Annotated in this window: 16 protein-coding genes and 1 tRNA gene; 8 read left to right on the top strand and 9 right to left on the bottom strand. The window is 45.7% G+C overall.

The genetic code is table 11. From position 1 onward, the window contains the following. The first annotated feature begins 4 nt into the window (after nt 1-4). Nucleotides 5-1,009, top strand: coding sequence for a YihY/virulence factor BrkB family protein (locus B0I27_RS13950; protein WP_106294397.1), 1,005 nt, complete (start codon nt 5-7; stop codon nt 1,007-1,009). A 19-nt stretch (nt 1,010-1,028) separates the two neighbouring features. Here B0I27_RS13950 and B0I27_RS13945 read toward each other — a convergent pair whose 3' ends face one another. The 5 genes from B0I27_RS13945 to B0I27_RS13925 are packed head-to-tail and all read right to left on the bottom strand — an operon-like array spanning nt 1,029 to nt 5,810. After that, on the bottom strand, nt 1,029-2,444 hold the full coding sequence (locus B0I27_RS13945; protein ID WP_106294395.1) for an alkaline phosphatase: 1,416 nt from the start codon (nt 2,442-2,444) through the stop codon (nt 1,029-1,031). Nucleotides 2,445-2,477: 33 nt separating this feature from the next. Beyond that, a complete protein-coding gene (gene pstB, locus B0I27_RS13940; protein WP_106294393.1) occupies nt 2,478-3,239 on the bottom strand; it encodes a phosphate ABC transporter ATP-binding protein PstB in 762 nt (253 codons plus the stop codon). Then, a complete protein-coding gene (pstA, locus tag B0I27_RS13935; RefSeq protein WP_181276792.1) occupies nt 3,220-4,077 on the bottom strand; it encodes a phosphate ABC transporter permease PstA in 858 nt (285 codons plus the stop codon). The genes pstB and pstA overlap by 20 nt, the downstream gene beginning before the upstream one ends. Beyond that, on the bottom strand, nt 4,074-4,964 hold the full coding sequence (gene pstC, locus B0I27_RS13930) for a phosphate ABC transporter permease subunit PstC (RefSeq protein ID WP_106294391.1): 891 nt from the start codon (nt 4,962-4,964) through the stop codon (nt 4,074-4,076). The genes pstA and pstC overlap by 4 nt, the downstream gene beginning before the upstream one ends. 9 nt (nt 4,965-4,973) lie before the next feature. Beyond that, nucleotides 4,974-5,810, bottom strand: a complete 837-nt coding sequence (locus B0I27_RS13925; RefSeq protein ID WP_106294389.1) for a PstS family phosphate ABC transporter substrate-binding protein — start codon at nt 5,808-5,810, stop codon at nt 4,974-4,976. 168 nt (nt 5,811-5,978) lie between these two features. Here B0I27_RS13925 and B0I27_RS13920 point away from each other — a divergent pair, with 168 nt between their 5' ends. From B0I27_RS13920 to B0I27_RS13895, 6 genes are all read left to right on the top strand, one after another. Next, nucleotides 5,979-6,677 (top strand): ABC transporter ATP-binding protein, encoded by a 699-nt coding sequence (locus B0I27_RS13920; protein WP_106294387.1) that lies wholly within the window; start codon nt 5,979-5,981, stop codon nt 6,675-6,677. Beyond that, nucleotides 6,658-7,644: an HlyD family secretion protein gene (locus B0I27_RS13915; RefSeq protein WP_106294385.1), complete on the top strand. Its 987-nt coding sequence runs from the start codon at nt 6,658-6,660 to the stop codon at nt 7,642-7,644. The genes B0I27_RS13920 and B0I27_RS13915 overlap by 20 nt, the downstream gene beginning before the upstream one ends. 20 nt (nt 7,645-7,664) lie before the next feature. Next, nucleotides 7,665-8,774: an ABC transporter permease gene (locus B0I27_RS13910; protein WP_219905026.1), complete on the top strand. Its 1,110-nt coding sequence runs from the start codon at nt 7,665-7,667 to the stop codon at nt 8,772-8,774. A gap of 9 nt (nt 8,775-8,783) precedes the next feature. Next, on the top strand, nt 8,784-10,118 hold the full coding sequence (locus B0I27_RS13905) for a TolC family protein (protein ID WP_106294381.1): 1,335 nt from the start codon (nt 8,784-8,786) through the stop codon (nt 10,116-10,118). A 123-nt stretch (nt 10,119-10,241) separates the two neighbouring features. After that, nucleotides 10,242-10,326: transfer RNA gene (locus tag B0I27_RS13900), tRNA-Ser, on the top strand. A 152-nt stretch (nt 10,327-10,478) separates the two neighbouring features. Next, nucleotides 10,479-12,710 (top strand): S41 family peptidase, encoded by a 2,232-nt coding sequence (locus B0I27_RS13895; RefSeq protein WP_181276791.1) that lies wholly within the window; start codon nt 10,479-10,481, stop codon nt 12,708-12,710. Between the two features lie 22 nt (nt 12,711-12,732). Here B0I27_RS13895 and B0I27_RS13890 read toward each other — a convergent pair whose 3' ends face one another. The 3 genes from B0I27_RS13890 to B0I27_RS13880 are packed head-to-tail and all read right to left on the bottom strand — an operon-like array spanning nt 12,733 to nt 15,464. After that, complete coding sequence (locus tag B0I27_RS13890; RefSeq protein WP_106294377.1) at nt 12,733-13,962, bottom strand: glucuronyl esterase domain-containing protein; 1,230 nt, start codon at nt 13,960-13,962, stop codon at nt 12,733-12,735. Nucleotides 13,963-14,017: 55 nt separating this feature from the next. Then, nucleotides 14,018-15,037, bottom strand: a complete 1,020-nt coding sequence (locus B0I27_RS13885; protein WP_181276790.1) for a TQO small subunit DoxD — start codon at nt 15,035-15,037, stop codon at nt 14,018-14,020. Nucleotides 15,038-15,086: 49 nt separating this feature from the next. Further along, nucleotides 15,087-15,464: a hypothetical protein gene (locus B0I27_RS13880; RefSeq protein WP_106294375.1), complete on the bottom strand. Its 378-nt coding sequence runs from the start codon at nt 15,462-15,464 to the stop codon at nt 15,087-15,089. Between the two features lie 99 nt (nt 15,465-15,563). Between B0I27_RS13880 and B0I27_RS13875 the strand changes: the two genes are divergently transcribed. Further along, on the top strand, nt 15,564-16,133 hold the full coding sequence (locus B0I27_RS13875) for a biliverdin-producing heme oxygenase (protein ID WP_106294373.1): 570 nt from the start codon (nt 15,564-15,566) through the stop codon (nt 16,131-16,133). On the opposite strand, the gene B0I27_RS13870 is transcribed toward B0I27_RS13875, so the two are convergent. Continuing rightward, nucleotides 16,130-18,349 (bottom strand): ATP-binding protein, encoded by a 2,220-nt coding sequence (locus B0I27_RS13870; protein WP_106294371.1) that lies wholly within the window; start codon nt 18,347-18,349, stop codon nt 16,130-16,132. The two genes, B0I27_RS13875 and B0I27_RS13870, sit on opposite strands and share 4 nt — an antisense overlap. Nucleotides 18,350-18,759 lie beyond the last annotated feature (410 nt).

Below are 18,759 nucleotides of genomic sequence, written 5' to 3'. Positions count from 1 at the left end.
TAACATGGCAGGCATTCAGCGTTTTCTACTGAAATTCAAGCCTTACAACAGGTTTATCGAGTGGACGAAATCCGCTGTTTTTCCCGTTTTCAGTCCTTTGCCTATTTATACTATTGGCAGTTTTTTCTTTCAAGAGATCGGGCGGGATTCACTGGTCAACAAAGCCTCCGCTCTCGCCTACAATTTCATGCTGGCCATATTTCCGGGGATAATATTTTTATTCACGCTGATCCCATATATTCCTATAGAGGGCTTTCAGGAAAAACTGCTGTCATTGATCGAGATGATATTGCCCTCAACAGCTTATCTTGCAGTTCAGTCTACCCTCGAAGATATCATCAAAAAGCAGAACGGCGGATTATTGTCCTTCGGTTTCTTTGCGGCTTTATTCTTTGCTACCAACGGAGTAACCAATCTCATGGCGGCGTTTAATAAATCATCGCTGCAGATGGAAACGCGCGGATGGGTAAAACAGCGTATAGTGGCTATAACCCTGACTTTTGTTATTGTCCTCGGCCTTGTTTCCGGGCTGTCGATCATCACGGTAGGCGAATTCATCATAGCAAAGGTACAATCCCAACTATCTTTCGAGGGTACCGATTGGATCTGGGTCTACGTCATCGCCGGAACAAGATGGCTCATTCTTATGGTCGTTTACTTCCTTACGATCAGCGTGATATACAGATATGCCCCCGCTAATCCAAAAAAATGGAAGTTGTTTAGTCCTGGTGCATGGCTTGCAACGCTGCTGACTATTTTAATTTCCTGGGGCTTTACTTACTACATCAATAACTTCGGGAACTACAATAAGTTATACGGGTCTATCGGTACACTCATCGTGATCATGATCTGGATGTTTCTAAACTCCCTGATCATATTGATTGGCTTTGAATTAAATGCAAGTATCGATCTATCAAAAAGAAGCATCAAGATCGTCAGACCCCGATTCAATACTTTTCGCGACGAAGAAGCTACCGTTCATATACACAAAAAAAATCAGCCCAAATAAGGCTGATCTTTCGTTCGTTCTAGACAGTTTTTTTCGGGTCTATTCCCGCTACCTCAAGCATAAAGTTATGTAACTCGGTATTCTTAACGAAAGGCTTCAATCGCTCACTTCCAGGTCCAAACATTGCCAGTTCAACATGATCCGCAGAATGGTTCATGCCTCCCCAACCGATAGAGGTATATTTCGACTGTATGTCTGCCAGTTCTTTAAAGGGTAGTTTGTAAGGATTGTAAAGACTATCTGAATCCATTGTCTCATAAGGCTTCAGGAGAGAAGCCGCCTCATCCTTTGTAATAACTATCCCCTGCGCTGCCTCCATTCGCTCAATTATTTTCGACGCGCTGAAACTTCGGTCGATACCTTTAAGCAGCCAGTCGTTCGTTTGCTTAAAGTGATGTAGCTTGTCAAAATTACTATCTGCTCCAAATAATCCGGGGTTGGCGTTTCCATGATCCGTGGTTATGATCACCAGCGTCTCCCCGTCTTTTTCAGCGAAATCAATTGCTGCCTTAACGGCATCGTCGAATGCGATTTGATCATATATCAAAGCAGCTGCATCATTCGCATGTGCAGCCCAGTCAACCTTGCCTGCCTCAACCTGCATCACAAAACCTTTTTTATTTTTGCTGAGATGGTTTATCGCTTGCGTCGTCATTTCGGCCAGCGTGGGTATCGATGCAACAAGTGCCGGATCCTGCTCCCGGTCAAGCGAATATGGCAAGCCATCTTCATGGAATACTCCTATAACCGGTCTTTTCCCCCAACCTAAACCATCTGCAAGCTGAGATCTGTCTCTCAGAACAGAGAATCCACTTTGTCTATAATTAGCAAGTAGATCCTTCTTGTCTTTCCTTTTATGCGCGGAAAAATATTCCAGGCCACCTCCCAGCATGACATCGAACCTTAGTGACAAGTATTGCAAAGCAATGTCTTCCTGTGCGGATCTTTTGTCGGAGTTAATACTAAAGCCTGCGGGTGTAGCATGGGTTATCGGAACTGTGGTCACGCAGCCGACAGACTTTCCCGCTGATTTAAACTTCTGCAGGATCGGCTTATATTGTTGTCCCTGTGGACCTACGTTCAGAGAACCGTTGTTAACGCGTACCCCTCCGCCCCAGGAGGAGCTCGCCGCTGCGGAATCTGTTACCAGAGCATCGGCGGAAGCGGTGTCCATGAGGGCACGACTGACGCGGTTTTGCTCGTACATTTCAATCCACTTGCTTTTTCTGCCTTCCTTGCGTTGCAACAGGAGATTGGCCAGGGTGAGCGTCCCCATACTCATTCCGTCACTGACCAAAAAAATGATATTTTTGGCTATTTTCCCTGATCCCGCAGTCTCTCTAGTTCTATTGAACGCGAATAACTCAGCCGGAGAAAGAAATGCTGCTCCGAGAGCAGTAAGGGATGTGTTCTTGAAAAAGTCTCTTCTCTTCATCTTACTTAAATAGTACTGCACAAATTTGCAGGCTTAGCCAAATCGGCCACGTACGTAATTTCCCGTAAGTTCATTCTTAGGGTTGTTAAACACGTCTCCTGTATCTCCCTGCTCAATGATCTCCCCAAGATACATGAAAACTGTCTTGTCCGCAATACGCTGTGCCTGCTGCATATTATGCGTCACGATAACAATCGTGTATTTCTTTTTAAGCTTCAGTATCAGATCCTCAATCTTGAGGGTACTTAATGGATCAAGCGCCGAACAGGGCTCATCCATCAGGATCACCTCCGGACGCAGAGCTACGGTACGTGCGATACATAGACGTTGCTGCTGTCCGCCCGATAGTGTTATCGCCGGCTTGTGCAATTCATCCTTTACTTCATCCCATAGGTAGCTTTCTTTGAGCGCTTTCTCAATAATCCCCGGCCGCTGATCTTTAGGTATGCCATTTATCTTGAGGCCGTAGTTGATGTTTTCATAAATACTCTTCGGAAAGGGGTTCGCCTTTTGAAAAACCATTCCGATTCGACTCCGAACACGTGTAACCGAGATGTTCTTTTCGTAAAGATCCTGGTCCTCCAGATTAAACTTCCCCTCGATCCGCGCGTTGGAAGAAAGGTCATGCATCCTGTTAAACGCCCTCAGTAAGGAGCTTTTCCCGCATCCTGAAGGTCCGATAAGAGCGGTGATCTGATGCTCAGGGAAAGCGATATCAATGTTCTTCAATACCTGCTTACTGCCAAACGATAGGTTTACCCCTTCGGCAGATAACTTAATGTGCTCTTGGTCCATTCTTATTATGTTTATAGCGTATATAAAAGGCCGTTAGGTTCAGGAAAAATACCACGCAAAGCAGTACGAGCGCAGTGCCGTAGGCAAGCGGCCTCACTTCTTCGATAGAATGATGCTGCGTAGATAGCATATACAGATGGTAAGGTAGTGCCATGAACTCCTGATTCAGATAGCCCGTCGGGTTGTTTATGTAAAATGCCACCCCAGTAAAAAGGATCGGTGCAGTTTCTCCGGCCGCCCTTGACAGCGTCAACACGAGTCCGGTCAGGATTCCTGGTAATGCGGATGGAAGAACGACGTCGCGGATCGACTCAAACTGCGTGGCCCCGACGGCTAAAGCGGCCTCCCTGGTACTGTTAGGAATACGGCGCAGTGCTTCTTCCGTGGTTGTAATGATATAGGGTAAAGACAGCAAACCAAGCGTCAGCCCTGCCGAAAGTAATGAGGTACCCATTCCCAGGCCCTGCACGAACAAAGCCAGGCCGAATAGACCGTAAATAATTGAGGGGATACCGGCAAGGTTCCGTATAGATGCCCGTATGAGCTTGGTAATCCAGGTTTCAGCCGCATATTCATTCAGGTAAATGGCGCAACAGATTCCAAAAGGTGCAGCTGCCGCAGCGGTGATCAGGGTCAGAAGCACGGTGCCAATGATTGCAGGAAGGATTCCGCCTTTTGTCATTCCTTCGGTTGGAAAAGTACTGATAAACTCCCACGATAATGCGGGCATACCCTTAATGGTCAGATCAAGCAGAATAACAACCAGGAAGAATACGACAATTCCGGTACTCAGCAGCAGCGTTCCCCATTCAATTACAGGTGTTAGTCTCTTCATCATGATGAATGGAATTTTCTGAATTTATTTACAAAGTACTCGCCGATCACATTCACGATTAGCGTGATGAGAAATAACACCGAAGCTATGGCAAATAAGGCAAAATAGTGAGTCGTCTGGAAAGGGACTTCTCCCATTTCAATAGCAATTGTAGCAGTCATCGTTCTGACAGAATGAAAGAAGCCCTGAGGAAACGCAGCCGCATTGCCTGTGGCCATTAACACAGTCATCGTCTCCCCGATGGCACGACCCACGCCCAACATGACCGCTGCCAGAATACCCGGCGCTGCAGATGGAATCACAACCTTCGTCAATGTTTCCCACTTACTGGCGCCAACACCGTAACTGGCTTCTTTAAAAGAATGAGGAACACCCTGTAGTGCGTCTTCTGTTACTGTAATAATGGTAGGTAATGCCATGACAGCCAATAAAATAGCGCCATTCAGTGCATTTAAACCGTTAGATAGCCCAGCGATACTTGCCAACCCGGGACTCAACACCACGATTCCGAGAAACCCTATCGCAACTGAGGGTATTGCTGCCAGCATCTCAATCGCGGGCTTCATGATATTCTTTATTCGGCTTCCTGCATACTCAGACATAAACGCGGCGGTTCCAATGCCTATGGGTATCGCAATAATCATTGCTCCAAGTGTTACCAGGAAAGTACTGACCAAAAGAGGTAAAATACCATACCGGATGGGGTCGCCCGAAGGGTTCCACTGAGTTCCTGTAATGAAATCCCATGGTTTTACTTCCGAAAAGAAGGCGCTGCTGTTCCAAATCAGCATAAAGAAAATCCCTCCAAGAACGGCAATGACCAGCAAACCGGTTACCTGGAATATCAGTTTCATTGCAAAGTCAATCCGTTCACGTTGTAATAATTTCATAAAGAGTGCTTAGTCATTTACAATATAATAGCCTGAATCCTCGATTATTTCTTGCCCTGTCAGGCCTTTTTCAAATGCGATAAATGCAGAAACCTTCTCCCATGATTCTTCCGGAACGAACTGATAAAGCGGTCTCTGGAGAAAATATCGCCCTTCTAATATTGCCTTTCTGTCCATGGGCGACACAGCAGCGTCTCCTGCCTTCTCATATATCTTAAGTGCTTTAACCGTTAGTTGCTCGGTATTCTGGAGCAAATATCCCGCACCGATGTATCCTATCCCAGTCTTATCACTCTTTACGCTACCCATTATCTGGGCGCTGCCGTTCATTTCTTTGGCGTCGGGACTGAAGCGTATATCCAGTTTTTTCTTAATAAAAGAATGCGTTCCTGAATTGCTCTGCCTTCCGTATAGCGTTATCGGCATGTCCTGACCTGTTACTGACTTCCAGCTTTTGTACGTTCCGTCAAAGATTTTACCAAGCGTGACCACATCTATCGAGTCCATCGGAAAATCTTTGTTGACGATTATAGCAGTAGCGTCTTCTGCGAAAACTACCGTTCGTATCTTAATTCCTTTTTCTTCAAATAAGGCTATTTCAGATTTACTGAGCGGTCGCGACGAATTGGCAATGTCTGCCTGTCCGTTAATAATCGAGGCAATTCCAAGTCCTGATCCTCCTCCGGAGATAGCCAGACTAAAGTCGTCGTTTACTTTGTAAAAAGCTTCTGCCAGGCTTACGGCAAGGTTTACTTCCGTGTCCGACCCCTTGACTTTAATCGCGCGGTTCTCGCCACCGCAGGCAGAGAGAAAAATTAGTAATATTGCTCCGAGCAGCTGTTTCATGTGATCATCTTAATAATCGCTAAATTAGAGGTCATATGTTAAGCCATTGTTAAGCGAAGGTTGCCAATTGGTTACTGAGGTAATAATTGCTTTACATTAAGCCAACAGCGGGAGCTGAAACTTCTGCTGCCTGTTCAGTGTTTGCTTACTAAATATACCGAATTTTTCATGGAAGTAGTTGCTTCACTTAAAGATGTAAAAAAGGAATACAAGACTGGTGATACCACGATCGTAGCATTGGATACGACATCCATCGAAATTCAGAACAACCAGCTGACGCTCATAATGGGACCCTCCGGTTCGGGTAAAACTACGCTGCTGTCTTTAATAGGCTGTGTTATATATCCTACGAGCGGACGTGTCTTTATCCTTGATAGAGATGTAACCGATCTGCCTGAGAAAAAACTGGCCGACATACGCCTGAACAGCATTGGTTTTGTATTTCAGCACTTCAATCTGTTGAACCCCCTTACCGCTTTAGAAAACGTGATGCAGCCGCTTGCGTTAAAGGGTGAGCCGAAACGGCGGGCAAGAGAGGAGGCGCTTAAAGCGCTGGAAAAAGTAAATATGCTCGACCGAAAGAACAACTTGCCAAAGAAATTGAGCGGTGGCCAGAAGCAGCGCGTGGCTATTGCCAGAGCATTGGTTAGCGATGCGGCCATTATATTATGCGATGAACCAACAGCCTCCCTTGACGCGAAAAGCGCAGCGCTGGTAATGGAAGACCTTAAACAACTTGCCGCTGGCGGGAAAGCTGTTGTAGTGGTGACCCATGATTTGCGGTTGAGACCTTTCGCTGACCGGATTATTTACGTCGAAGAAGGAAAAGTATCTGATAAATTAAAAGATGAAGAAGCTTACAAATAATTTTATGTTCAAATACGCCATATTGCTGACCGGAGTCTTCGTTCTGTCGTCCTGTGGCGCAAACAAAAAAGAGAGCGAGGAACAAGAGAAAGCTATGCTGGACTCCCTTGCCCGACCCGAAAATGTCTCTGTCGTTTCTGCTATTGCTAAAGTGGAACCTGAATCAGGGCTGATCGACTTATCTTCCTCTGTAGCCGGAAATGTTGTCTCGATAAAAAAATCTGAAGGAGATACGGTAAAAAAAGGCGAAGTAATTCTGCTACTCGATGCTGAAGACGAGCTTCTCTCGGGTGATGTCATCAGGCGGGAAATGGTTACCCAACGGTCGCAGGCAGCAGCTGAGGAAGCTAGCGTCAAACAGTTCATTGCCGAACTCGAAGAAAAGGAACGCGATTTGCTTACAAGCGAACGTCTTGCCCTGACCGGAGCAGAGACAAGGCAGAATGTGGCAGAAAAGAAAAAAGAGCGCGACGTTATTCTGGCGAACTTGCAGAGCGCCAGAAACAAGGCAAAAGCAAGTCGCAGCCAAATTCTTACACTTCAAACACAACTGCGCCAATCGCAAGTTATCTCTGACAATAAGACGATTAAAGCGCAGCAGGATGGAATAATAACCCGAATGGACGCGAAGCCCGGTGCATCAATACAGGCTTTTGAGTCATTCGCTACACTGGCGCCAAAAGGGAAACTCGTCCTTCATGGTGAGATCGACGAAATGTTTTCCGGCCGGGTAGCACTCGGTCAGGCGGTAACCATCCGGTATATAGGTGTTAAGGATACGATTGGGCAAGGTCGCGTGACGTATTTGTCTCCTGTTTTGTCCGATAAGTCCATCCTTTACGAGTCCACTGCGGAGGCACAGGACAGGCGCGTGCGCGAATTCAAAGTCGAGTTTGACTCTGCCGTTCCCTTGTTGATCAATCACAAAGTGGAATGCAGTATCCATGTAAATCCCGGCATCACATGATCATCACCGCTTTTAAATTCATGAAATTTGATCGTCCCAAGAGCGTCGGCATCTTGGTAGGTATCGTAATTAGTATTTTTTTGATCGGTCAGCAGTTGGCTACGTTACGGTTTCTGACCGGCCTGATGACTGCGTTAGTTGAGAACTCCAATGCAGGTCCCCGCGATATCTGGGTAATTGACAACATCACTCAAAATGTAAATGTATTGAGTCGCATAGACAGCCGAATTGCTCAGCAGGTAAAAAGCATCGATGGCGTTGAAAGTAGCCACAGCATTCTTGTTGCAAACGCAAGCATCACCCTGCCTAACGGTAAAACCGGGGCGGTCAATTTGATTGGAAGCGACGGTCCTGCCTTCATCGCAGGTCCCCGCCCTTCAAAGATTCTCGAGGGAAGTTTGACCGATCTGACTCAAAGCAGCGCTGTAACTCTTGAATATTTCAACGCCAAAACCTTTGGTATCCCTCCGGAAAAGGGGCAGACTTTCGAGCTAAATAAAAAACAGGCCATATCCAGATTGATAACCCGCAATGCGCAGCGCTTTGGCGGCGACAATATGTACACCAGTATCGACAACGTACGCTACTTCTCTGATCTTCCTTCAGATAAGGTCAATGCCATCGTCGTCAAAATAAAAGCCGACGCGGATCCTGCAATGGTTATTAACCGTATAAATGCAACCTTCTATGGAGTAAGAGCATGGAACGCGGAGGATCTGAAAAAAGCGACATACTCCGAAATTCTGATCTCCTCGAATATGGGAGTCAGCTTTGGCTCGCTAATCATATTCGCAACCGTAAGCGGCTTCTTCATCATCGGCCTTACTCTTTATTCTTCAGCGTTAGACAGGCTAGTCGACTACGGAACACTGAAAGCAATCGGCGCAACTAATGGTTACGTCAGCAAGCTCATCCTGACGCAGGCATTCCTCTTCGCCGTCATCGGATTTAGTATTGCCTTCGCTTTGTTGCTGATATTCAAAGCTGCCGTTTCCAATTCAAGCCTAACGCTGGAGTTCGACTGGCCACTTTCCCTGCTGCTATTCGGCTTTACCTTGTTTATGTCGGTCGGAGGTTCACTCTTCGCAGTTATCAAAATCAGTCGTCTGGAGCCTGCTTCCATATTTTAGTTTAGACAGATGAAAGAAAAAATATTCACATTAGCGGCGTTATTTTTGTCTGCATTTATATACGCTCAGACCTCCCCGACGATTCTCAGGATATCTCTTGAAGAAGCACGAAAGATTGCAGCGGAAAATAACCCTGATTTGAAAATCAAAGATCTTGATATTCGCATAGCTGATACGCAGGTCGCACAAACAAGATCGAGACGCATTCCTCAGATTTACGGCGACTTCAATACACAGCGGAATCTGATCATTCCGGTCACTCCGGTCCCTGCTAATGCCTTCCGTCCTGACGCAGTTCCAGGCGAGTTGATACCCCTCCGGTTCACTACAAAGTGGACATCAAATACAGGCCTAAACGCCGACGTAGATATCTTCAACCCCCAGAAGCGCGCTGACTATGCGGAATCCCGCCTCCAGGCTGAGATACGAAAGACGGAAAAGGAATTGGAGGAAAACGATCTGCGCTATAGCCTGGATCAAGCTTATGCGGCAACGGTAATCGCTACAGAGCAGCTGAAACTCGCTGCGTACGATACACTGGCCACTCATGATGTGTGGAAGATGAGTATCGAGCAGTTTGAAGCAGGCAGGCTATTCCAGGCGGACTTGAATCAGGTTAAAGCCGATCGCAATAACGCATTCAACCGTTTCGAGGAAGCTCAGAAAATCTTGCAGCAAACCAGGGCAGAACTCATGCTTTTGATGGGATACGAGCCCTCAGATGTTATCTCCATCGAATTAACAGACAGCATAGAAAGCTTGTATTCATTTTATCAAGGAAACGCGACATCTGAGGCTCAAAGCATAACATTGAAAAAGCTCCGCCAGGAAGAAAATCTTTTACAGTCCCAGATCAGAAACACGAAGGAGGGTTTTCTTCCGACCATAAGTTTGAGAGGCTACTACGGAGCAAGCTACTTCGACAATAATTTGGAGATCTTCAAAGGGGATAACTGGTACGGGAATAGTTTCATCAGCCTTGGCGTTCGTCTGCCCATTACGGAAAGCATTGAAAGATCAAAAAAGCTAACCGAAATCCGTTTACAAACCGAGGCGAACCGTCTGGCCTATCAATCCCAGCAAAACAAAAATCAATTGGATAGACTGGAAGCCGAACGCGAGATTCTTTTCCTGGGGAATAAATATCGCCGTTCAAAGGAGAACTACGATCTGGCATCCGACACCTATCGGATCGTTCAAGAACAATATAATAACGGCAGGCTCTTGATCGGAGACCTTGCCCGAAGCAGCTATGCTTACCAGCTCGAGAAGAATAATTACCTGAATGTAGCTTATGATTATATTATCGCGAAAATGAAGCTCGAAAAGACCCTAAAAAACTAACGTTCTAATACTCCCCTGGCACCATTGAAAATTAATGCGCTAATTTTTAATGGTTTAATTAAAAAGGCCGAAAATTACCCTGTTTCAGTTTGCAAATGAAGTGACTATTTGTACTTTTGTCGCGGAGAGTTGGCAGAGTGGTCGATTGCGGCAGTCTTGAAAACTGTTGACTGTAACAGGTCCTGGGGTTCGAATCCCTAACTCTCCGCAAAAAAATGCTACCTCAAAAAGGTGGCATTTTTTGTTTAAACCAAGATCATCTAAGCCAATCTTCATCTAAACCTAATCTTAAACCTTCTCCTTTAGTTAATGGATGTTAAAATTAAGAGCCGCATTCGTTTTGCAGCTATCTTTAGTAACATGAAAATCAACTTCTTAGTCGTCTTGTGTTTTTGGGTAGTAGAGGCACAGTGTCAATTTGACTTTAATGGCAATCTGGAAGTCCTTACTGAAAATAAAGTCCCTGTCGGCTGGTCATACCACGACAACCATAAAGAATACAATATTGCGGTTGATAGTCTAACGAGAAAGCAAGGCAAGTATAGTGTTAGAATAGAAAGCAAAGCTGCGGTTACAGGAGAGGCCCATCTGTATCGTCATATAGGCCAACAGTTTGAAGGCAAGTCGCTCATGTTCATTGCTAATATCAAAACAGAGGATGTTAGAGGTCGCGTAACCATTCATCTGAGTATCAATGGCGAAAATAGAGAGGTTATTGTTTCGCAGGACCTGGGTGCCGACGGACCCGGTGGTACGACCGACTGGAAGGAATACATGCTTAGTGTTCCGTACGATGTGGGCGGTAGTAGTATATCCACACACGTTATCTTAAATGGGCAGGGAAAGATTTGGATAGACAGTTTACGACTCTATATAGATAATACCCCTATTAATAAAGCCCGGGTTATCCCCCCAACTGCCAGCCGGAAAGACACTGAATTCAGACGCGGGTCAAAGATAGATTTTATACCAACAGATGAACGCACGCTTGCATCTCTTGACGTGCTTTGTCAATTATGGGGCTACCTCAAATATCATCATCCGGCGGTAGCTAGGGGTCGTTATAATTGGGACAATGAGCTGATACGTACGTTGCCTCTGGTTATTCAAGCAACAAGCCAGGCCGAAGTGTCTCAGGTCCTTGAAAAATGGGTCGGGGGTTTACAGGCGATAAGTCCCTGTACACAAGAACTCAAAATCGATGGAGACCGCGTTCTCATTGCATCCGATTACGGTACTTTATTTACCAATACGATCTTATCCGCTGATTTAAAGGAAAAACTGAGGACATGGTCCAGACCTTGCGGCGACAATCACTATTATGTAAATCTTCATGGACCAAGTCCTCGTTTCGTCCACGAAGAAAGCTTTAACTCCATATACCCCGACGCAGGTCTCCGATATCTGGCGCTTTGCAGGTATTGGGCGGCTATCCAATACTTTTTCCCCTATAGAGATTTAATGTCTGAAGCATGGGTATCCGCACTGAGACAACATATGCCAGAAATAATTGCTGCAGCTGATGTAAATAAATACACGATTGCGATGACCAAATTAGTAGCTAAAACAGGAGATTCTCATGCTTTTATAAGTAGCGGAGTCCTCGACGCGATTAAAGGCAAGTATATATTCCCTGTAAAAGCGCGGATGCTGAAAAGAAAGATGATCGTTACCGGGTTTTATTCTGATACGCTTGGCTTAGGGAAGAAAATTAAACCGGGGGATGAAATCGTTGCCATTAATGGAATAAAAATAAAGAAGCTGATTAACACATATTCCGACCGTGTTCCTGCGTCAAATAGCGCTGCCGGATTCAGAGATATGATAAGAGATTATCTGTTGAGAAGTAATGATAGCGGGTTTGTTGTTAAAACTAAACGTAGTGGCAAGTACAAAACTATAAGGCAGCAAGGAAAGCTATACTCATTGACGAACTGGTATAGTACTGATTTTAGTCATAATTTCTACGACTCAACATTGCTCGTGATGCCGGGAAATATTGGTTATGTGCATGGACCTAGTTTCAAGGCATCAGAGTTGCGCGACCTGGTTGATCGTTTAGGAAAAACCAAGGGCCTCATCATCGACCTTAGAGGATATCCGTCAGACGAATTGACCTACGACTCGAACGGACGTACAAAGTCCCTTGTAAATTACATTAAGTCAGGAGTATCACCTTTTGTCCGGTTCACTCATGGAACACTGCTCAAACCCGGCGCTTTCTTGCTTGAGCCCTCCACAGAAATTGGTAGCGTCGAAGGCGAACATTATTCAGGAAGAGTAATTGTTCTGGTGGATGAATACACACAAAGCAATTCAGAATTTGTTGTTATGGCTCTGCAGAGCGCTGCCAATGTTACCATCCTGGGTAGTCAGACAGCAGGCGCGGACGGTAACACTACCAGTATCGATCTGCCGGGCGCAATCACAGCGTCTTTTTCGGGTCTGGGAGTTTACTATCCGGATGGCATATGTGCTCAGCGCGTGGGAGTTAAAATCGACGTATATGTGAAGCCAGATATCTCAAGTATTCGAAAGGGAAAAGATAAACAACTGGATAAGGCTCACGCTATTCTGAGGAAAGTTAAGTAATATACCTCCTTGAATCTCAATATCACTTCAACTTTGGCACGCTCCAGTCCAGCCATCTCCCATCATCCAGCGAAACGTCACTATCTGTTTTCATAACAACAGTATCGTCACTGCTGTTACCTATCATAAACTTCATGACATAGGCTCTCAACTCAGGCATTTGCGAATCCGGAAGGGCGCAATGATTATGACCGCCGATCTGCGAAAATCCCATCCGGTCCGGAATACCTAGTGCTTCCCAAACCTTATGTGCGGCATTCGCCGTTATCCAGGAACTCGCAGGGCTCAGCCATTCCATGGATGTATTTTCCAGAAACAAAAGAGCCCTTGGCGCGCAAAGCGCCGCTATCATATGCTGATCAAGCGGAAGCTTGTCCGACACTTTCCCGAATAGTCCGAATTCCGATCTGAACCAAACGTTCTCCCCCACTATCTGAGAAAGTGTCTGAACATTTTTCCCTGCAGCCTTCTGTGCATCAGAAACACGCCAGCTGGCAGCACCCCCGGCACCCGGCTCCTGCGGAACCGTCAGTTTGATCCGTTGCTCGAAAGCGCCGGCAGCCAACGCACCTTTTCCGTTCCTTGAACATCCCGTAACGCCAAGCCTTGCCGGATCTATCCCGGCCGCAGGCGTTTTCTCCAGCGCATCGATCAGACGACTTACCCCCCAGGCCCAGGCCATTATCGCCGAGGCGGAATGATCACTACCGTACATTTCATAAAACAAACCCTTCCCTCTCGAGCCTCCGTTCAGTTGTTCCGCAATCTTATTGTTCGGGAAATTGATAATAGCCACTCCCATTTTGAGAAGCTCCGAGTTATTGAGATTGGAGGCACCCATTCCTATCATCGCCGGGTAAGGTTGACTTCCCGTCTTCGGATAAGTTATTGAGCAAGTAAATGCTATCGTTTTGCCGTTGTCATTGACATTTACGGTGATCTTGTCTTCAGCAAATGATCCGGTGGTAGCGGCATAAGCCGTCTCCGGCTTGTATCCGTACACAAACTCCTGTGCTAGTCCTGCAATCTCCGCTCGTCGGCAATCCCAGTCTTTCCTCTTCTTCATCCTGGAACCATTCATAAACAAAAAAGGATCGGGCAACTTGGCATTGGCTGTCAGAGATGAAAAAGATGGCATTGCAGGAACCGGACACTTAGCTGGACGAGCTGCTCTATCTTTATCACCGCTTCCGGTGAGCGTGCCCAGTACCAGTGTAGTAATCCCGACTAAGGAGATGAATGATTTCAGCATGGCGTTATTTGTGAATGGGTTAGTTTGTACGCTAATCTAAATAAAAAAATGAATATTATTTCAGCCTGGCTGTCCATTCTATTCCGCTAACATCCACCAATTTAAGTGTCTGTACCTTGCCCATTTCGTCAGCAATGTCTGCAGTATTTAGTGTGAGGTCCGCTTTCGCCCCCAGAGGGATAATCAGAGCGTGTTTGCCAGGCTTAATTTTCGCAACGTAGTGATTGTGAATATCGGCTTCCGGAAACCTGGAAAGCTCCACATTATTCCAGGATTTCAATACTTCAGCCCTCTCGTTTATCAGTTCTATGCCGATGAGGAACGAGCCGTAAACATCTGCACCCTCCGTCCGGTAGACCTCAAAGCGAAGTTCATTGTTACTTAAAGATACGTTTGATATTTCCAGCTTTGGTTTAACCGACTTATTGTGGAGAGGCCCCCAAACACCTCCATGGAAAAACTGATTGGTATAGAGCGTGAGCCCAAAGATCAGCAGCGATACGGTCAAAACAAAGGGCTTGACCTTGGCGATCGGGAAATTTCCCGAGCCTAACCAGGAAAACCAGCGTTTGGCTCGCAGTCCTTCTTTGTTCCTGAGAAGATAGTTGTCTAACGAGTAAGAACCGCTTCCGGTTAAGAACAAGGTAAAACCGCCCGCAATACCCAGTACCCCGATCTGCCATTCGTCCAAGCAGGTAGTACCCAGCCAGCCCGAGCCAAGAAGAATTCCCATTGCGAGTGCGAATATCCCCAAAGACATCAGTCGTGTAAATACTCCCAGAATAATCAACAGCCCAACGATCGCCTCAATAATGGTAAACGCCACCATAGACTTATGCAGCGCCTCGGGATGCGTTACCAGGTATTCTATCAGCGGCTTTATGCCTAAAGCATTCGGCAGAAAATGGTTGAACTTTTCGCCGATATATCCTGCTTCGTCAGGTATAAGCTTATTGTCGAGAATCAGCCTGCGCCAAAAAGCAGAAAAATAGGTCCAGCCTATAACCAGGCGAATCGATAAGGTGAATAGGCCGGCCATCTCCGCAGGCCCGCCAGCAAAACTAGATTTGCTCATGAAATTCTATTGTAATAATGATTAAAAGTATGATCAGCTCGTAGGATTACTATGCCAGATGAACCTTAAATCGCTTAAATAGAATATATTGGGGTAGTCTGCCCGCTGTTTTGATGCCGACACTGTTATTAACTAAAATACCTATAACAGCACTTTCGGACCGCTCCACGGTGTCATGATCTGATTGGTGATGCGGCAATAATTTAATGACAGATGGATTTACCAACGCCTTGCCACGTGAGTGCTTTACAATGCTGCAACCGTTGATCATATTACCGGTCGCTTTAGTCTTGTTTGCGTTTCTACCAAACTCTAAGTCAAACGTTTGAAGAACGCTTTGCTTTGCCGAACAAGGAGACAATGAGAACATCGCGAAGAGCATTAAAAAAATGCCCTTCCAAATCCTGTTATGTGATAAATTCATCATCTGCGTCAAACTTACGATTTAGAATCTGCTAATAAGGTCTATTAAAGTAACAATAAGGTTTGTTTCTTGATACCAACCGACAATTTTTATCTTTGTACCATGCTATCTATAACGCTCAAAGAAGAAACAAAAGACCTGCACGCGGCACTTGAAAAGGTGATGATCCCCATGATCAAAGACATTCGCGCTTCAGGAGATTACATCCGGATTCTCGAACTATTTTACAGTTATTTTGGTGGATTGGAAGCCAAGGTGGAGGCCGTAACTGATCTGCACCTTCCAGATCACCACCTGCGCAGAAAAAAAGAAGCCATTGCCAATGACATTCTATCTCTCGGCGGGACACTACCCGCACTGACACCGGATCGATATCTTCCGGAAATGAACGATAAGCTTCAGGCGATCGGCGCTTTATACGTCATGGAGGGTTCTACTCTAGGCGGACTCTACATCAGCAAAATGATCGCGAAACAGCTCAACCTGAGAGATGGTGAATCCATGTCATTCTTCGACGGTTATGGCGAAAAAACAGAGGAAATGTGGAACGCATTCAAGTCAAATATAGATCGGCAGGTTGACAGGCAAGAAGAACAAGCCATTGTCATCCAGACCGCAAACGATACATTTAAAAAATTCAAGAGCTGGATTGGGTTAAAAACAACTTCTTAGCGCCGAAAGGCAAGATAAAAAGTAGAGCCTCTGTCCAGTTCACTGTCCACCCATACCTTGCCCTGGTGCTTCTCGACGATCCGTTTCACTATGGCAAGGCCAACCCCGGTACCCTCGATGTCCTTGGCATTATCCATTCGCTTGAATAGTTCAAATACCGTTGGAAGCTGTTTAATATCTATACCGATCCCGTTGTCAGTAATACTGTAAACGATCTCTGTATCCGTAATGCTGCCATGAATACTTATCTTCGCGGGATTTGACCGGCGTGAATACTTAATAGCATTGCTCAGGAGATTAGAAAATACCTGCGATATCATTACCGGATCCCCTTGCAGAACAGGGGTTTCACCGATGGTTGTTTCCAGATCACAAGCTTCATACGCTACAGAGAGATCTCTAACCTGTTCTTCGACCAGCGTCTGAATATCGATAGGCACTTTCGTCAACGCGGATTTGCCGATTCTCGAATATTCCAGGACCTCTCTGATCATCTGATCCATCTTGTCTGAAGAAGCGTTTATCCGGTCCAGGATCTTCAAAGACTCTGGAGACATACTTTTGTCGCGCATTAAAATCTGCGAGTAGCTTTTGATAGTCGTCAGCGGATTCTTAAGATCATGAGAAATCGTAAAGCTGAATGTATCAAGCTCTTCGTAGGCTTGCTTGAGCTTTTCATTTAACATCCTTATCTCGCTCGCTTTCTGGTTAATAGCGTAGGTAATCTCCCCTTTTAGTCTAAGTATGGATTTAATCTCTGAATTACTCCAGGACGTTGATGTTCCTACCACCGTTTCCGCCCAATTTTCAAATGACTTGCGCGGAGAGATGGTGAGTAAGCCATCTCGGACATCAACCTCTGCAGGCTTCTCGGGATTGCCCGCCCACTGAATCGTTTGCAGTTGCTCCGGTTTAAACCATATGACATATTCACTCAGCTCTTTGGATATCGTATAAACAAACATTCCGCTGGCCATCTGTTTATAGGCTGTGGCCTCCGGATACAATTTCGACAACTCCTGAGTGTAGTAGATCGGTTCCTTAACCGTCTCATTGATCCAGGAGATCAGGTTGCTCAACCGCTCAGTATCGGGGGTTACCCCAAGCTTTGTAATATTATTTTCATAAACAAGAACTGCCCCGGTTACATCGGCCACATCCATGAGTGTAATGTCGCTGATCGTCAGGGCGTCTTCGATACTCATGCTTTGCAACATATTTCGGGACAACTCACTAACTGCTGCCTTGTACCTTTCGTAGGTGCTCTGGTTTTCTTCGTCCTGTCTGAATTCAAGTGCAGATGATAAGATCTGCCCGATAAGTTTTGCCGACTCCCGCGACTTGTAATTAATAAAGCGGGGACTGTAATTATGGCAGGCAATCAAGCCCCATAATTCTTTGTGATAAATCAAAGATATGCTAAAGCTCGAGCATACGCCCATGTTTTTCAGGTACTGTATGTGTATTGGCGAGACTGCCCGTAATTGTGAGCTACTGAGGTCAAGACTCTTTTCTGAATCAAGCTCCTCGCCGAGAATTTTAGAAGGTTCTGCATGAACGTCAGCAATAATTCTTGTTAAATTAACCTTATATAATTCTCTTGCTTGCTGAGGTATATCGGATGCAGGATAGTGTAATCCCAGCCAGGGAGCCAGGTCAGTGTTCCTGGCTTCTGCCACGACTTCTCCATGTCCGTCTTCCGCGAACTTATAGATCATTACGCGGTCATAGTTGATTATGCTCTTGATCTGCTGCGCCGTATTATTCAGCAGATTTTGCAGGTTTTTATCCGCCAGCATCTCAGAAATAGATCTGCCCACCATTTTCTGAATGTCAAGTCTCAAATCAGAATGAGATGGCTCAAATTCCAAAAGAAAATATTCTTCTGATTGTGAGACGATCAGATGAAATGCCTGTCCCTGAATATCAGTTTGAAATGGGTTTGTTTGATCAAAACCGTTTATACGGCCAAATACGATTAACTGGTTGATGAAATTAGGCGGTTCGTTTTTGCCGATAATCGGCTCGATTGAACTAATGGGTTGTCCTAGCAGGGCAACGCCCGGGAGCTTCAGATAATTGTGTATGTTTTCGCTATAGAAACGAATTATTTGATTTTGATCAATGACAATTAGGAACCCGTGCGACTGTATCTGACCTGGTATACGGATCGGCTCAATGTTGCAATTGTTCAGGTCAACGAAGGTGTTATTCATTCAATAGGCATGTCGTAATCAACAATAATAAGTATTCTCGGCGAAAATTTATATCTGGAGATTAAAAAAGATCTTTTGTCGCCGGGAAATCGGTGGCGTTGCCTTCGGCGTTGTGCTCTTTCTAAGGTGCTCTGGTTGCTTCTCTATTAGTTTGCTCAAGTTCCTTAGCAAGCTGTTCCCATCATACCCCATCTCCTGCATCTTCATAGAGCGATTCGGGTAAGCCTCTTTGATGAGGCGGAGAGGTTTGGCCGCCATTGTCCGGTGCACATCCAGATCCTAATATCCAGAGATACACCAGATATTCCTCCCGAAATGCAAGGCTACCACCATGAGGCGTATCCGGTATTTGATGCGCTTGTAGGATATTCTACAGCCTTTTTCACATCTTGTTTGGGCTTGAGCCCGCC

The sequence above is a fragment of the Arcticibacter pallidicorallinus genome (assembly GCF_003002875.1).
GTDB classification, from domain to species: Bacteria; Bacteroidota; Bacteroidia; order Sphingobacteriales; family Sphingobacteriaceae; genus Arcticibacter; species Arcticibacter pallidicorallinus.
The sequence above is the reverse complement of the archived record's forward strand: the minus strand, read 5'-3'. Positions and strand labels throughout refer to the sequence as shown.

Coding starts and splice junctions, on each gene's coding strand:
- B0I27_RS13950 (WP_106294397.1), top strand. CDS start 5: ATGGCAGGCATTCAGCGTTTTCTACTGAAATTCAAGCCTTACAACAGG.
- B0I27_RS13945 (WP_106294395.1), bottom strand. CDS start 2,444: ATGAAGAGAAGAGACTTTTTCAAGAACACATCCCTTACTGCTCTCGGA.
- pstB (WP_106294393.1), bottom strand. CDS start 3,239: ATGGACCAAGAGCACATTAAGTTATCTGCCGAAGGGGTAAACCTATCG.
- pstA (WP_181276792.1), bottom strand. CDS start 4,077: ATGATGAAGAGACTAACACCTGTAATTGAATGGGGAACGCTGCTGCTG.
- pstC (WP_106294391.1), bottom strand. CDS start 4,964: ATGAAATTATTACAACGTGAACGGATTGACTTTGCAATGAAACTGATA.
- B0I27_RS13925 (WP_106294389.1), bottom strand. CDS start 5,810: ATGAAACAGCTGCTCGGAGCAATATTACTAATTTTTCTCTCTGCCTGC.
- B0I27_RS13920 (WP_106294387.1), top strand. CDS start 5,979: ATGGAAGTAGTTGCTTCACTTAAAGATGTAAAAAAGGAATACAAGACT.
- B0I27_RS13915 (WP_106294385.1), top strand. CDS start 6,658: ATGAAGAAGCTTACAAATAATTTTATGTTCAAATACGCCATATTGCTG.
- B0I27_RS13910 (WP_219905026.1), top strand. CDS start 7,665: ATGAAATTTGATCGTCCCAAGAGCGTCGGCATCTTGGTAGGTATCGTA.
- B0I27_RS13905 (WP_106294381.1), top strand. CDS start 8,784: ATGAAAGAAAAAATATTCACATTAGCGGCGTTATTTTTGTCTGCATTT.
- B0I27_RS13895 (WP_181276791.1), top strand. CDS start 10,479: ATGAAAATCAACTTCTTAGTCGTCTTGTGTTTTTGGGTAGTAGAGGCA.
- B0I27_RS13890 (WP_106294377.1), bottom strand. CDS start 13,962: ATGCTGAAATCATTCATCTCCTTAGTCGGGATTACTACACTGGTACTG.
- B0I27_RS13885 (WP_181276790.1), bottom strand. CDS start 15,037: ATGAGCAAATCTAGTTTTGCTGGCGGGCCTGCGGAGATGGCCGGCCTA.
- B0I27_RS13880 (WP_106294375.1), bottom strand. CDS start 15,464: ATGATGAATTTATCACATAACAGGATTTGGAAGGGCATTTTTTTAATG.
- B0I27_RS13875 (WP_106294373.1), top strand. CDS start 15,564: ATGCTATCTATAACGCTCAAAGAAGAAACAAAAGACCTGCACGCGGCA.
- B0I27_RS13870 (WP_106294371.1), bottom strand. CDS start 18,349: ATGAATAACACCTTCGTTGACCTGAACAATTGCAACATTGAGCCGATC.